This is a genomic window from Hyphomicrobium sp. ghe19 (assembly GCF_902712875.1).
Classification (GTDB): domain Bacteria; phylum Pseudomonadota; class Alphaproteobacteria; order Rhizobiales; family Hyphomicrobiaceae; genus Hyphomicrobium_B.
In genome coordinates this window covers 2,131,720-2,144,503 of sequence record NZ_LR743509.1, presented here as the reverse complement: position 1 = coordinate 2,144,503, position 12,784 = coordinate 2,131,720, and the positions used below count along the sequence as shown (strand labels likewise).

The following is a 12,784-nucleotide window of genomic DNA, read 5'->3' as shown; positions in this document are numbered from 1 at the left end:
AATCAGAAGAGCATGTTTCTGGTCATCGAGATCTGCTCGACGATCGGGCCAAGGGCGAGGGCAGGGAAGAACGTCAGGCCACCGACGATGAGGATGACGCCAATCACCATTCCGACGAAGAGACCGCCGGTCGTCGGAAATGTCCCGGCCGACGGTGGAACGGACTTCTTCTCGGCCATGGAGCCCGCAATCGCGAGCGCCGGAATGATCATGAAGAAGCGGCCGACGAACATCGCGATAGCACCCGCGATGTTGTAGAACGGGGTGTTGCCGGTGATGCCGCCGAACGCCGAGCCGTTGTTTGCAGTCGACGACGTGAAGAGGTAGAGCATCTCCGAAAAGCCGTGCGGTCCGGGATTGGCGATGGATGCCAAGGCAGACGGAAGCACCGCGGCGACAGCCGTGAAGCCCAGATACATGAGCGGAAGGACGAGGATCGCGAGCATCGCCATCTTCACTTCCTTCGCTTCGATCTTCTTGCCGACATACTCCGGCGTGCGGCCGACCATGAGACCGGCAACGAAGATGGCGATCACAATGAAGATCAGCATGCCGTAGAAGCCCGCGCCGACGCCGCCGACGATGATTTCGCCGAGCTGCATGTTGATCATCGGGATCATGCCGCCGAGCGCGGTGAAGCTGTCATGCATGGCATTGACGGCGCCGCACGACGCCGCGGTCGTGATGACGGCGAAGAGCGCAGAAGCGACGACGCCGAAGCGAACTTCCTTGCCTTCCATGTTGCCGCCTGTCAGGCCGAGCTCATTGATGCCCGTCGTTCCCGCAGCTTCCGCCCAGTAGCAAACGGACACGCCCGCGATGAAGAGCACGCCCATCACCCAAAAGATGGCCCAGCCTTGCTTCTGATTGCCGACCATGCGGCCGAAGACGTTCGTAAGCGCCGCGCCGAGCGCAAAGATTGCGACCATCTGGATGAAGTTATTGAAGGCCGTCGGATTTTCGAAAGGATGCGCCGCGTTGGCGTTGAAAAAGCCGCCGCCGTTGGTGCCGAGCATCTTGATGGCGACCTGTGACGCGACCGGCCCGACGGCGATCGTCTGCTTGCCGCCTTCGAGCGTGGTGGCGTCAACGTAGGCGCCGAGCGTCTGCGGTATGCCGTCCCAAACCAGAAAGAGCGTCAAGGGAATGCAAATTGGCAAGAGGACGTAGAGCGTGCAGCGCGTGATATCGACCCAGAAGTTGCCGATGTTGCGCGTTGACGCCCGCGCGAAGCCGCGGATGAGCGCAATCGCGACGGCGATGCCTGTCGCGGCCGACAGGTAGTTCTGATGCGTCAGCCCGAGCATCTGCGTGAGATATGAAACGGTCGTTTCGCCGCCGTAGTTCTGCCAGTTCGTATTCGTGATGAAGCTGACGGCGGTGTTGAACGACAGATCCGGCGCGACCGCCGTCATGCCCTGCGGGTTGAACGGCAAAAAGCCCTGCGTGCGCAGCAGCACGTAGAGGATCAGAAAGCCGCCGATGTGAAACATCAGGATCGATACGGCATACGTCAGCCAATCCTGCTCGGAGCGCTCGTTGACCCCGGCGATTTTATAAAGAAAGTTCTCGATCGGCCGAAGAACCGGCGAAAGAAAAGTCCTCTCGCCCGAGAACACGCGGTTCATATACCAGCCGAGAGGCTTCACGAGCGCAATGACGACTGCGCAGAAAAGGGCAATCTGCGCCCAACCGACGAGGGTCATTTGGGGTGCCTTTCAGAAGGATTCTGGACGCACGAGCGCGTAGATGAGGTAGACGAGGAGGCCTGCGGTGACGACCGCCGCTAAGGTGTAATCGAATGCCATGGAAGCCTCACAGACGGTCGCAGGCGAAGGCATAGGCGATCGACGCCGCGAAGAGCGCCAGACCGCCTGCCAGAAGGATGGTGTCGAACATTTGATGTTTCCGATCCCGAACTGGTGATCTCGCGCAAGGATGGATGGCGAGCAGGCGATTACGTGCCACTCGCCGCATATGAATTCGAGCTGACCGGACGGAAGGACTTATAGGAATCTCATAAAGATGCCGGGGCTTGACTTCCCCCAACCATGCAATCAGCCGTCGCCCGCCAACGGAAATATGATGATTTGTGAAAGGTGCAGGAACTGCCCGATCTCGAAATCGCACACCGGCTTCAGACAGCCTTTAGCATGTGCGATGCAGCGACGATTGTTCGTGTGGCGATGCAATTCGGCTTGCTTGAACTCCGTACAGCTGCATAGTTTCTTTAGCCGGGACCGTTGAAAAGTTTTGTCAGCACGTTAGCCGGTCGCTTTGTTGTCATCCTGGGACGGCTCGAACACCACATCGGTTCGAGCTCCAAGCGGAAAGCGCGACCGTATCGCGCCGCAAGGTACCCACTATGACGTCTCTGAAAAATATCTCCGTGCTCGTCATCGATCCGAATGGCGAAGTGGCTTTCGACTTGCGCCAATCGTTCATTGCAGCAGGCGCCGGGACCCACGTAGTCGCAAGCTTCGCGTTAGCCGAGAAGCTGCTCGATTTGAAAGCGATCGACGCGGTCATTCTTCCTTATTCGCAAAATCCGGAAACGATCGCCTTCTGCCGGACTATTGCGGAGCGGAACATTCCCGCTGTCTTTACGTCGGAGCCGCCTGCGCGCTATTCGGCAAGCCGCCGAATGTCGAGCGCAATCATCGCAGTCAAAGGGCTGATCGCAGAACAGAGCGCGCAGACATACCGCGCCATCCACTAGCGAAACCGGTCATATGCGAGAAGCGAAAACGGGTGGCCCTCCGCCCGGTTTCTATCTGTCGTCGATATCGTCGCTCAAGCGATCGCGCTGAGCATCGTGGTTCTCGATTTCGACGTCGATCGCCAGGGAGTTAGGGTCCGTCTCTTCGTCGGGAACAGCCTCGTTCTCGTCTTCCCGCTCATCGTCGGAATCGTCATCATCTCCCGGATATGATGGCACGCTCTCGGGCCTTCCCGGTAGCGGCACCTGGACCGGCGACGGCTCGTCCGGATCGAATGCTTCCGGCTCGACGATTTGCGCTTTGCGTTTACCCATTGATGGTCCTCGATCTCAAGATGTCTCTCGCTCGATAACGCCTCGAGGCGATCGGGGTTCGCACCAAGTCTCACATAAGGCGGACGAGGGATGCCTCGGGGGCGCCGAGATTGGATACCAGGGTTTTTACGAAGGTATCGTCTCCGCCCGCTACGATATGCGTAAAGTTCAAGGATCTGATGGTCGCCGCGTCCTTTGCGTCACCGGAAAGAAACCGCCGAAAGGCCGACCGATTGAAGACGCCGTCTTCGAATATCTCGGTCATGGCCGGGCAATCAAAGTAAAAATATTCCCGCGTGCCGTCGATGGTGTCGAGAAAAATGGAACCCAAGGCTTCCATAATGGCTTTCCGGTTCCGGTATTCTTCGCTGCACGCAATGAACACGCGGGTTTGGGCGGCGATAGGCTGCTGATCGGTCATTTTAAGTAAATTCCAAAAAGTGGTCGGAACCCCAACCCGCTTTCAGCCATTTTGCGCATGGGTGTCGCCCGCATCTCGAAGAGATGGGTCAAGTGCGGATTGGAAGCATAGCGATGGAGCTGAACGCAAAGCGAAGTGGCCGAATAATGGCGGACAAAGGCGCCGAATACTGAACTGCGAGTATTGGTGTCGGCAATTCGGAGAGCTGGACCGGCGAAAAGTACAATGGAGCATTGAGGAGCATTGCTGTGGAAATTCGGGTTTCGCAATTGGAACGTGCCTTCGAACTTGCGCGCTCTGGGCGTTGCACGTCGGTCGCGGATATTAAGCGCAAGCTTCGCGAAGAGGGCTATCAAGATGACCAGGTCGAGGGACCATTGCTCTTCGGGCAGCTGAATTCGCTCATGAGGAAATCGGCTGCCGAGTCCGAGTCGGAACCCGGCTCATCGCGAACCGCCTAGCATTCCCTACCGGATAAAAGTGGAGGCACCCCGATCCCCTGCCAAACCGGGGTGCTCCTTTTAGCCACGGCATTGGGGGCAGCCGCACTAGGGTAAGTGCGTGCCGTGGCGGGAACTTTACCGTCCGTGGTCCAACAAGTTCCATCCGCTTCCAAATTCCCTCGGCGAACAGACATTCCATCAATCTGATGGTTGCAATTGTTCGGAACTCGAACTGGGAAGATCTCGTTGCCGATCAGATGGGCTTAAACACTGGCCCAAGGGTCGGGACGAAAGGGATGAAAATGCGCGGTCATAGTTTGTCGGTCGTGTTCTACGCATTCATGGCATTGACCGCTTGTTCGCGCTCGTCCGATGTACAAGCGGCAAACGCTAACGCGACGTCAGGTGAATCAGCGGCGCCTCAAAAGGCCAATGACGCTGCGGATGCGAAACCGGCGGATATCCCGCTCAGCAAAAAGCTCGACGACAACAAGGGTGTTCTGAAGCCTCCGCAGGGTGTCGACCCTGGAATTCATCAGCCGCCGCCCGCGCAAACAGGCGATAAGATGCCGGTCATCGTGCCGCCAGGCGAGCCGGGCGGCGACCAGAGTGTCCAGCCGAAATAGCGATACGCGGGTGTCTATGCAGGGCGAACTCTTCGCGGATGTCCGACTTTACTTTTCGGTAAGCTCGTTCGCGCGAATTGACGATGCCGAATAAAATTGACGTATCAATCAGTGCATCAAGCAAAGCGACGGCCGGCATCGCCGATCGTCCTGCGGCAATGATGGAGGAAATCATGAGAATTATTCTTGCGGTCATCATGAGCGTATGTCTGACCGGCGCATCGCTGGCTGCCAATGTGTCCTGTAGTGCAACTGCAAAGGATAAAAAGCTGGCAGGTGCGGCGCTCAAAAGCTTCATGACCAAATGTGAGAAAGACGCGACGGCAAAATGCGACGCCGATGCCAAGGCCAAGAACTTGCACGGAGCCGCACAGACGAGCTTCACAAAGAAATGCGTTAAAGACGCATCTGGCGTTTGAGCTGGAAAGGCCGCTGACAGATCACTGGTCGATTCAATAAGGCTGTTGCTCCGAGGACGACAACACCAAGCCCGGAACAACACCGGCACATCCGGCGTTTCAGTGGGCGTTAAAATGGATCGTGGCGGGCGCGCCCCTCGATGCGCGGATTTAATGCGCTGAGGGTGCGCCTCCCTCGTCGGTGCCACCAACATGACCACCACAACTCAACACATTCCGGCTGGGCCAACCGAACGCGCCGAAACCGTGCGGCTTGGATGGCGCCAAAAGATGTTGCGCGGATTTTCAGAATTTGCGGGCCGATCCGCAATCGTCATTGGCTCGGCCTCGGCATTCGTCGTTGCGACGATTTCAGTTCTTCTCTGGGCTGTAACGGGTCCCTATTTTCATTATTCCGATACGTGGCAGCTTGTGGTGAACACAGGCACGACGTTGGTTACGTTCCTCGCCGTGTTTCTCATCCAGCACAGTCAGAATAAAGACGGCAAAGCTATTCAGCTGAAGCTTGATGAGCTTATTCGCAGCACCCAAAGTGCGCGCAATATTCTGATAGATCTCGAGCACGCGACCGAGGAAGAGATCGCCAAATTCCAAGCGGAATTTACGAAGCGGCGGCACACCTAGGCACCGTAGTCGGAACAATGCCTTGCAGGCGGCGTTGGCCTTATGCGTCCGGATGACGAAGAAGGAGACCAACAGAATGCAAGCCGAAAACAGATTCTTGGAAACAAGCAGGGTAGCGGGAACAGCCGTTTATGATGGAGCCCACGCTGAGATCGGCAGTGTAGACGATTTGATCATCGACACGATGACGGGACAAGTCCGCTATGCCACGTTGAGCTTCGGCGGATTTTTGGGTCTCGGAAAAAGCCAGTACGTCGTTCCGTGGACAGCGCTTCGCTGGGACCATGAACTTGAAGGTTACGTGACCGGCATCACTGAGCAACAGCTTCAGGCCTCGCCCGATCTTGATCCGCTATCGTTGCGAAATCGCGATGCGGAAGGCCGTCTGCACGAAGCATATGGTGCGCCGGGGTACTGGGAACTCGAGCCGCGCTAGCAGCCCGCCGCAATGGAAACCGGCCCGATGGAACACGTGAACGTAAAGTACTCGAAGGGATTTCACATCCTCACTGGAGACGGCCGCTCGCAGGCAGCCTCGATGGTGATCGAACCGGGCGACTGCGAAGGTGGAAAAGATAACTTCCACAAAGGCGCTGACCAGTGGCTCTATGTCGAAAGCGGAAGCGGAAAAGCGATCGTGAATGGACACGCTTATCCGCTTCAGCAGGGATCCCTCATCCTCATCTCCCACGGCGAGACGCACGAGATCCGCAATACATCCAACGTTCCAATGAAGACTCTGAATTTCTATGTGCCGCCCGCGTATAGCCGCGACGGAAAGGAACGCCGGCCAGGTAAGGCTGAGTAAATGCTGCGCGATTGTCGCGGGATCAGGATAGTGCGCAATCGAAACTTAGAGGAACGGCCGTGCGTTTAACTCCTGGCAATCTAGGAGACCGTCAAATGCACCCCGCAATGGCATTATGGATTTGGTCCGTGTCGATGTCTCGCATTTGGCAGGCATCGCTTTCGGGTGAACAATTCTTGCCGCAACCGGCCGAGAAGCCGAGGGTAGCGGATCCGGCTTTTATCAGAGCGAACAATTATCTCTACTCAGACGTCGCGAAAAATCCTCTTCCCGATTCTATCCTCGACCGTCTCGCCGACCTGTATTGGACGGAGCGGGATGCCGATCTTGCTATTTAACGACAATGCGGAAACCTCATCACTCGTGCGGCGACACATCCTTAGCGTTACGATCATCGGCTTGAGGATGTTCTTCCGCTTGCAATTTCTTTAGGCGCGTCGCGATTGTGGGCGGTAAGCCATCTAGATTGATTTCAAAAAGCTCTTTCAGGCGAGGTCCTACCTGCCGCTCGAAATGAAACATCCAATCATCAATATCGCGCGCCACAACCGTCCCTTTCCTTTTCCTGTTTGCGCTTTCCACCCATTCGTAACGTACGCATACCATCAGTGTTCCCGCGTGGTTTTGGCGGCCGTGGGAAGCGAAGCGGAGCCGCGAGGAACTGCCTCTTTTAGTTGCCCAAAAGAGGAGAGGCGGGCATGCGCAATTTTGCGACGATGATGGTGGTTCTCGGCGGGACGTTTTTGATCGCGGGAACGCTTCTTTACTATTCTCTCCCCCAGGCAATCCGCGCGCGGCCTCTCGCAGACGCCGCGCCGCCGTCGAGACGACAGCGATCGTCGCCGCGGCCAGCGACAGCGTCTCCGCGCCCTCAAACGAATGACGGCGTGCGCCACCCGGCCCCGCGTCCATATGTGTACGTCCGGCAACTAAACGTGACGTTGGCTTGCCAACTCGTTGCCGCATTTTGCGCAAAGAAAGTCCGAACGCACAAAATGGGGTGTGTGACATGGGCACAGTTAAAGCCGCAGACCGGATCGTCAAAAGCCTGAACGTAATTCGAGGAGAGGCGTCTCGCCTCGATTCCGCACGTGTCGAAGGCAAGTCCTTCGAAGCCAAGATGGCTCTCAAGACGATCAACGACGAATGCTATGACTTGCGTCAGTTCCTTCACGAGCTGCAACAGAACGGTAAGCTCGACTAACATTCGATCGCTTCGCTGGAACTCCATTTGCGCGACGTGGTTAACCACGTCGAACCGAGCAAACGGAGATGTCTGCGATGCGCAAGAAGGCCGTCAATCAAGTTTACGACGTTCTGAAGGCGGTATACGAGCTCGAGAAAGAGCTGAAAGCAGCGCCGACTTATCTCGATATCGCCAACCCCGACGAATGCACGAGGCACTTGCGGGAGGCTCGACACCAGCTTCATGAAGTGTTGAACGAAGTCTGCGCTTCCGACTTCCGTAACCGGAAAGTCGCTGCCTGAGATCGGTCACAGCCCCGGGCTGTCCACATCTAGTGCTCCATTTCGCCATAGCAACTTTGCCGCGTTCTGTGCTCCGCGCTCCAACCGCATCGAACAAAATGCCCCTTCGCGCGTTGTGAGAACGCCGTTCTTTGGGTCGCGGCAAGAGGTGGCGGAAATGGCGAAGCATAAATTCGCATTAGCCTTGGGCGGAGGAGCGGCTCGAGGTTGGGCACATATAGGCATTCTTCAAGGGTTGGCCGAGGCTCGATTGGAGCCTGAGATAGTCGTTGGAACGTCGATCGGCGCGATCGTTGGTGGGCATTACGCATCGGGCCGGTTGGACGACCTCGCGGATTTTGCACGCCAACTCACGCGCCGGCGCGTCTTCAGCTTTTTGGACTTGAGTGTCTCGGGTTCGGGCCTAATTGCAGGACAGCGGCTCTTCGATCGCTTCGACGATCATTTGCGCGGCCTGACGATCGAGCAACTCCCGGTTCGGTTCGCCGCCATCGCGACCGACCTCGCAACCGGCCATGAAGTATGGCTGCGGCGGGGTCGCGTCTCCGAAGCCGTCCGCGCCTCGTCCGCCATACCGGGGATCGTTCGGCCCTTACACCTCAATGGCCGTTGGCTGGTCGACGGCTGCCTCGTCAACCCCGTGCCCGTTTCCGTCTGCCGCGCTCTCGGCGCGCGGATCGTCGTCGGCGTCAATCTTACGAGCGAATTCGGGCGGGGCGGGATCTGTATTGGTGATGACGACGACGAGGAAATCCCTGGCGAGATCGTCGTCGACGAAGCTCCGATCACGCGATGGAACGGCAGCGGCGCGCTGCAGCTGCTCCATCGGCAAATCTTTGGGCAGCGACAGGACGGCGCGCCGGGCATCACGTCGGTTATCCTGAACTCATTCAGTATATTTCATGATCGCATCGCGCGAGCCCGCCTTATGGGCGACCCGCCGGATTTGCTCGTTACGCCCGATCTCGCTGATATCGGCGTTCTCGACTTTCATCGCGCGGACGAAATGATGGATGCCGGAAGAGCAGCTATCGAACCGCACATTCCGATGATCGAGAGATATTTGAAAACGCCCCCGCCCGCGCTTCTCAACACGCGGCTGTTTGCTGGATAGCGGCAGTGCTGGCAGCGGAACTCTCGGGCTCCAACGACGGAGCATCGCCAAAGCGCTTCAAACTAAGTGCGCCTTGGCAACGAACGGGTGACCCGTTTGCTTTATAATCGCTACGCTGACAGGTCCCGCTCCAAACTAGGGCACATTGCCACCGTTTCGAAACCGTACCCGCTCGGTCAGCGTCTACTATCCGGCGATTGGATGAGTGATCGTGCGGACACTGACGATGGCTTTGAGGAGAGACTGAACGGTCCCCGATGCTGGTATCAGCGACCATACATGATGCGAGAGATTTCGCGATTGCGAAGCACAGCGGGCAAGTGCGCAAGCATGACGGGCGCCCGTACATGGTGCATCTCGACTCGGTGGCGGCCATCCTTGAAGAGTATGGATATAAAAGTTCAGAAATTATAGCCGCCGCGTTTCTTCACGATACGATAGAGAAAAGCGACACGAGTATAGAAGAGGTCCATCAGAAATTCGGCGAGGCCGTTGCCGAACTGGTCTATTGGCTGACCGATACCGAGAAGGGAAGCCGCGCGTCGCGGGCATTACAAGCCGCGTGGAGACTGTCGCGGGCCCCGTGGGACGCAAAGCTCATAAAACTCGCGGACATCATCGATAACGGCTCGCAGATCGTGCTTCACGATCCCTCTTTCGGCCCCACATTTCTCGAGGAGAAGCGGCTTTGTCTGAAGAAGATGGCGGAGGTGGAAACCAGCCGCTTGCTGAGGCTGCCGCTGTTCCAGAAGGCGGCGATCGTGACGGAATCTGCGTCCCTTTAAATACGTAAAGTCTAAAATCGGAGGCCAATGATGAGGCGCGCCGCGATTATCTATGCTGCATGTCTGGCGATGACGGGCTCGGCCGCATTCGCCGACGATGTTAATCGCACCGGCCAACCGCAGGCGAAAGATTCAGGCAAAGCGGGAGCCGCATCGCAGGGCGGCGACGCGAATACGATGGGCGGAGCGACGACCGAGCGGACGTTGCCCTCGGAACAATCCAAGCAGCTACCGCATGACGAAAAAAAATCGAACGACAAGAACACAAACAATTCCAAGCCGGCCTCGCCTTCGACGGGTGACCACTGAGCTTGTGTGCGGGTCGACCGAATGTCGCGGGAACGTGTTTTCCAGCCGCAAGTAGTATCGGTATCACGGTAGCACTTCCCCCCCGGTGTGCTCCTTTCAACCGTGAAATCCTAAGCACCCTGGCTCCCCCCGCCAGGGTGCTTTTCCATGTCAGGTCTCAGCGCGCGTCTGTTGCGCAGCCTGCATCGCGCAACGGAAATCATTCCGATCGAGGACAAAATTGCTTCAAATCGCGTGCGGAAAATCGCGTGAAGTAGCGACGTAAAACGAGGCGAGAAATTCGATCGAAGAAAGCGGAACGAAGCATTCTGTTTGGTTCACCACCCGGCGCTGTATTTGAAATGGGCAACGTGGAGTGTGGTAGGCCGCGAGCCATAAGCTAGCTCGACGAGATAGCTCGAAAACAAAATGCGGAAACCCAAAAGGAGAGGCCTCCGATGATGATGCGTCACCTTCCATTCGCGTTCGCTCTAATTGCCACTTTGTGCATGCCGCTCGCCGTATCGGGTCAACCGGGTGGGGGAGGGGAGGAGGCGGAGGAGGCGGCGGAGGCGGAGGTGGCCACACAGCCGGACCCGGCGGCGGTGGCGGCGGGGGTGGCCGTGGTCAAGGCGGAGGTGGGGGCCGCGGACCGGGCGGGGGTGGCCCTCGTGGTCAATTCCGTGAAGGCGGGCCTCCCGGCGGCGGACCCCGAGGCGGCGAACGTTTTCATGGCGGAGAACGGTTTCGCGGCGGCGAACAGTTTCGCGGTCGAGACCACGGCCCGAGGGGCGGTCACGGCCGCCGCTTCTGGCATGGAAGGTGGTACCCCTACGGCATAGGGCCCTGCTGGCGCTGGTCAAATTATTATGCCGAATGGGTATGGGTCTGCTACTAGAGGTCCCGCAAGATCCCGGGCTGACAGCTTTGGCGGCTCGGGGTCTCTCTACCACAATCCCAGGAGTGAATTTATGCCTACAATGTCCGACAATCGCCGGCGCCGCATTGTCGCCCGCCAGAACAAGCTCGAGAATGCTGTAAAGCGCACGGAAAAGGCCGCCAAGCGCGCTCGTAACAGCGACGGCGCGAAAGGCACCGGCAAATCGGCGGTCAAGGCTGCCAGATAAGCTGCTCGTTTCTTTCCAGAATGCCTGCCAGACGCGTGACGGCGCCAGCGTGCTGACTCAAGCGATCTTCCAAAGCAATCATCATGCTGGCCTTGACCGTGTCGGGCCAGTGCATCGTTTGGACGGTATGAAGCTCGATCGAAAGCTCGGTGATGATCTCATTGTGCCAGTAGATCGCTTCTTCGATCGTATAGGCGTCTAGCGCCTTTTCGCGGCATATTTCGAGATAGTCGCTGGCCCTGATCGTGGCAGGAAGTTTTTCGTCTTTCGCCATGTTTCTTGATACCGTGCGTTTCGCTGCGAGCGTATGGATGAACAGACGAAAATTCACGCGATCGCTGAGCCAGTGGAGCAGGGAACTCGGGCGAGAGCCAGTGGCCCGGGGGCCTGACCGATCTCCATCCGCCGGCATGACAACGCTCCCAGTGTCTCGCCCAGTGGCTTGATTGCTTTGGGCGTTCACCGCCGGTGCCAGTGCGGCCCGGCGGTGAACGTGATGATGACGCGCGACCATCGATGATGGTTCCGGCGCGTTCCGCAAATTCCCGGCAAGGTCCCGCCGCGCCACAGTGCGCTACGGAGAGGAAACCATCCGGCCGCTGTGAGGTAATGCAGTCATACCGCGTGCCTCGCACGTGGGATCAGGAGTTCTAGAGAGTATCGGTCTTCACAAACTTCGCTTCGGCGGACAGATACTTGTGAGAACACACCTGATCGCCGGCGAAGAGCTGGCGCATGGCTCCTAGACGAGGGGTCGTGGAAGGCCTCGGGACCTGCGGATGCGCGGGGACCGGGGCTTTTTTCTTAGCAATGGCTGGATAAACAAATTTGGCTCAATTTCGAAAGGCCTGTGGTGGCCATCACCAGGCGGGAGAGCCGATTGGGCGCGCGGTTATTCCTCCGGCAGAGGTGCTCCTGGTGACGCATCGTCGTAATCATCTTCGCCGAGACCGCTTTCGCCGGAGCCAGCGCCTTCTCCGCTGATGTCGATACCGTAAGGGTCGGGTGCAGTCGCGATTTCATCGGGCTCGTCTTCTGATGGCGTCGCGTACTGTTCGTCCGAATAATAGGGAGCATCCACGGGGCCGGCATCGTCATCGGCGGCGCTTTGCGCGAACGCGGCCGGAGCGACCGCAAGCGACGTCATTAACAGCGCAGATAAAATCAGATTTCTCATGGAGACCTCGCGAGGACCGAAACGGTACGCGAGCAGTACACACGCGGGCAAGGTTCGTTCCCCGGATCTCACCCCAAGTGTTCGGCCCGCTCAATTTGAAATATCGTCGGAACCGGAGCTTCAGCCCGCACGTTACCAGCCCGAACACCGCACGAAACAGAGGAGATTTTCATGAACTGGGATCGCGTTGAAGGCAATTGGAAGCAGTTCTCCGGCAAGGTGAAGGAGAAGTGGGGTCAATTGACCGATGACGACCTCGCTAAGGTGAACGGCAACCGCGAGCAGCTCGAAGGCATCCTTCAGGAGCGCTACGGCTATGCCAAGGATCAGGCAAAGAAGGAAATCGACACCTGGTCGGGCTCGCTCTGATAGAGTTATCAGCACTTTGATGAAGGAAGGCCCAATTTTTGGGCCTTTCTTTTTGCCTCGA

The 12,784-nt window shown here is 57.8% G+C and carries 22 protein-coding genes; 15 read left to right on the top strand and 7 right to left on the bottom strand.

What is annotated here, in order from left to right:
- Window positions 1–2: 2 nt before the first annotated feature.
- Window positions 3–1,706 carry a potassium-transporting ATPase subunit KdpA gene (kdpA, locus tag AACL53_RS10255; protein ID WP_339084413.1) on the bottom strand — a complete coding sequence of 568 codons (1,704 nt, stop codon included), beginning with the start codon at window positions 1,704–1,706 and terminating at the stop codon, window positions 3–5.
- A gap of 12 nt (window positions 1,707–1,718) precedes the next feature.
- On the bottom strand, window positions 1,719–1,808 hold the full coding sequence (locus AACL53_RS10250; RefSeq protein ID WP_339084412.1) for a K(+)-transporting ATPase subunit F: 90 nt from the start codon (window positions 1,806–1,808) through the stop codon (window positions 1,719–1,721).
- A gap of 557 nt (window positions 1,809–2,365) precedes the next feature.
- On the opposite strand from AACL53_RS10250, the gene AACL53_RS10245 reads away from it, so the two are divergent.
- Window positions 2,366–2,719, top strand: a complete 354-nt coding sequence (locus AACL53_RS10245; protein ID WP_339084411.1) for a hypothetical protein — start codon at window positions 2,366–2,368, stop codon at window positions 2,717–2,719.
- Between the two features lie 51 nt (window positions 2,720–2,770).
- Here AACL53_RS10245 and AACL53_RS10240 read toward each other — a convergent pair whose 3' ends face one another.
- Window positions 2,771–3,034, bottom strand: coding sequence for a hypothetical protein (locus AACL53_RS10240; RefSeq protein ID WP_339084410.1), 264 nt, complete (start codon window positions 3,032–3,034; stop codon window positions 2,771–2,773).
- A gap of 70 nt (window positions 3,035–3,104) precedes the next feature.
- Window positions 3,105–3,455 carry a hypothetical protein gene (locus tag AACL53_RS10235; RefSeq protein WP_339084409.1) on the bottom strand — a complete coding sequence of 117 codons (351 nt, stop codon included), beginning with the start codon at window positions 3,453–3,455 and terminating at the stop codon, window positions 3,105–3,107.
- A gap of 745 nt (window positions 3,456–4,200) precedes the next feature.
- On the opposite strand from AACL53_RS10235, the gene AACL53_RS10230 reads away from it, so the two are divergent.
- From AACL53_RS10230 to AACL53_RS10205, 6 genes are all read left to right on the top strand, one after another.
- Window positions 4,201–4,524, top strand: coding sequence for a hypothetical protein (locus AACL53_RS10230; protein ID WP_339084408.1), 324 nt, complete (start codon window positions 4,201–4,203; stop codon window positions 4,522–4,524).
- An 83-nt stretch (window positions 4,525–4,607) separates the two neighbouring features.
- On the top strand, window positions 4,608–4,943 hold the full coding sequence (locus AACL53_RS10225; protein ID WP_339084407.1) for a PsiF family protein: 336 nt from the start codon (window positions 4,608–4,610) through the stop codon (window positions 4,941–4,943).
- Window positions 4,944–5,135: 192 nt separating this feature from the next.
- On the top strand, window positions 5,136–5,567 hold the full coding sequence (locus AACL53_RS10220) for a low affinity iron permease family protein (RefSeq protein WP_339084406.1): 432 nt from the start codon (window positions 5,136–5,138) through the stop codon (window positions 5,565–5,567).
- 76 nt (window positions 5,568–5,643) lie between these two features.
- Window positions 5,644–6,003 carry a PRC-barrel domain-containing protein gene (locus tag AACL53_RS10215; protein ID WP_339084405.1) on the top strand — a complete coding sequence of 120 codons (360 nt, stop codon included), beginning with the start codon at window positions 5,644–5,646 and terminating at the stop codon, window positions 6,001–6,003.
- Between the two features lie 27 nt (window positions 6,004–6,030).
- Window positions 6,031–6,375 (top strand): cupin domain-containing protein, encoded by a 345-nt coding sequence (locus AACL53_RS10210; protein ID WP_339084404.1) that lies wholly within the window; start codon window positions 6,031–6,033, stop codon window positions 6,373–6,375.
- 95 nt (window positions 6,376–6,470) lie between these two features.
- The gene (locus AACL53_RS10205) at window positions 6,471–6,713 is read left to right on the top strand and encodes a hypothetical protein (RefSeq protein ID WP_339084403.1); all 243 of its coding nucleotides are present in this window, start codon (window positions 6,471–6,473) and stop codon (window positions 6,711–6,713) included.
- A gap of 19 nt (window positions 6,714–6,732) precedes the next feature.
- Here AACL53_RS10205 and AACL53_RS10200 read toward each other — a convergent pair whose 3' ends face one another.
- The gene (locus AACL53_RS10200; RefSeq protein WP_339084402.1) at window positions 6,733–6,921 is read right to left on the bottom strand and encodes a hypothetical protein; all 189 of its coding nucleotides are present in this window, start codon (window positions 6,919–6,921) and stop codon (window positions 6,733–6,735) included.
- A 463-nt stretch (window positions 6,922–7,384) separates the two neighbouring features.
- Between AACL53_RS10200 and AACL53_RS10195 the strand changes: the two genes are divergently transcribed.
- The 7 genes from AACL53_RS10195 (at window position 7,385) to AACL53_RS10165 (ending at window position 11,177) form a co-directional block, all read left to right on the top strand.
- A complete protein-coding gene (locus AACL53_RS10195) occupies window positions 7,385–7,579 on the top strand; it encodes a hypothetical protein (RefSeq protein ID WP_339084401.1) in 195 nt (64 codons plus the stop codon).
- Window positions 7,580–7,656: 77 nt separating this feature from the next.
- Window positions 7,657–7,863 carry a hypothetical protein gene (locus AACL53_RS10190; RefSeq protein WP_339084400.1) on the top strand — a complete coding sequence of 69 codons (207 nt, stop codon included), beginning with the start codon at window positions 7,657–7,659 and terminating at the stop codon, window positions 7,861–7,863.
- 157 nt (window positions 7,864–8,020) lie between these two features.
- The gene (locus AACL53_RS10185; protein WP_339084399.1) at window positions 8,021–8,977 is read left to right on the top strand and encodes a patatin-like phospholipase family protein; all 957 of its coding nucleotides are present in this window, start codon (window positions 8,021–8,023) and stop codon (window positions 8,975–8,977) included.
- A gap of 257 nt (window positions 8,978–9,234) precedes the next feature.
- Window positions 9,235–9,762, top strand: a complete 528-nt coding sequence (locus tag AACL53_RS10180; RefSeq protein ID WP_339084398.1) for an HD domain-containing protein — start codon at window positions 9,235–9,237, stop codon at window positions 9,760–9,762.
- A gap of 27 nt (window positions 9,763–9,789) precedes the next feature.
- On the top strand, window positions 9,790–10,071 hold the full coding sequence (locus AACL53_RS10175) for a hypothetical protein (RefSeq protein WP_339084397.1): 282 nt from the start codon (window positions 9,790–9,792) through the stop codon (window positions 10,069–10,071).
- A 437-nt stretch (window positions 10,072–10,508) separates the two neighbouring features.
- Complete coding sequence (locus AACL53_RS10170) at window positions 10,509–10,892, top strand: hypothetical protein (RefSeq protein ID WP_339084396.1); 384 nt, start codon at window positions 10,509–10,511, stop codon at window positions 10,890–10,892.
- A 129-nt stretch (window positions 10,893–11,021) separates the two neighbouring features.
- Window positions 11,022–11,177 carry a hypothetical protein gene (locus AACL53_RS10165; RefSeq protein ID WP_339084395.1) on the top strand — a complete coding sequence of 52 codons (156 nt, stop codon included), beginning with the start codon at window positions 11,022–11,024 and terminating at the stop codon, window positions 11,175–11,177.
- Here AACL53_RS10165 and AACL53_RS10160 read toward each other — a convergent pair.
- The gene (locus AACL53_RS10160; RefSeq protein ID WP_339084394.1) at window positions 11,161–11,451 is read right to left on the bottom strand and encodes a hypothetical protein; all 291 of its coding nucleotides are present in this window, start codon (window positions 11,449–11,451) and stop codon (window positions 11,161–11,163) included. The genes AACL53_RS10165 and AACL53_RS10160 overlap by 17 nt on opposite strands.
- Before the next feature lie 618 nt (window positions 11,452–12,069).
- Window positions 12,070–12,354, bottom strand: a complete 285-nt coding sequence (locus tag AACL53_RS10155; RefSeq protein ID WP_339084393.1) for a hypothetical protein — start codon at window positions 12,352–12,354, stop codon at window positions 12,070–12,072.
- Window positions 12,355–12,525: 171 nt separating this feature from the next.
- Between AACL53_RS10155 and AACL53_RS10150 the strand changes: the two genes are divergently transcribed.
- Complete coding sequence (locus tag AACL53_RS10150; protein ID WP_339084392.1) at window positions 12,526–12,723, top strand: CsbD family protein; 198 nt, start codon at window positions 12,526–12,528, stop codon at window positions 12,721–12,723.
- The last annotated feature ends 61 nt before the right edge of the window (window positions 12,724–12,784 follow it).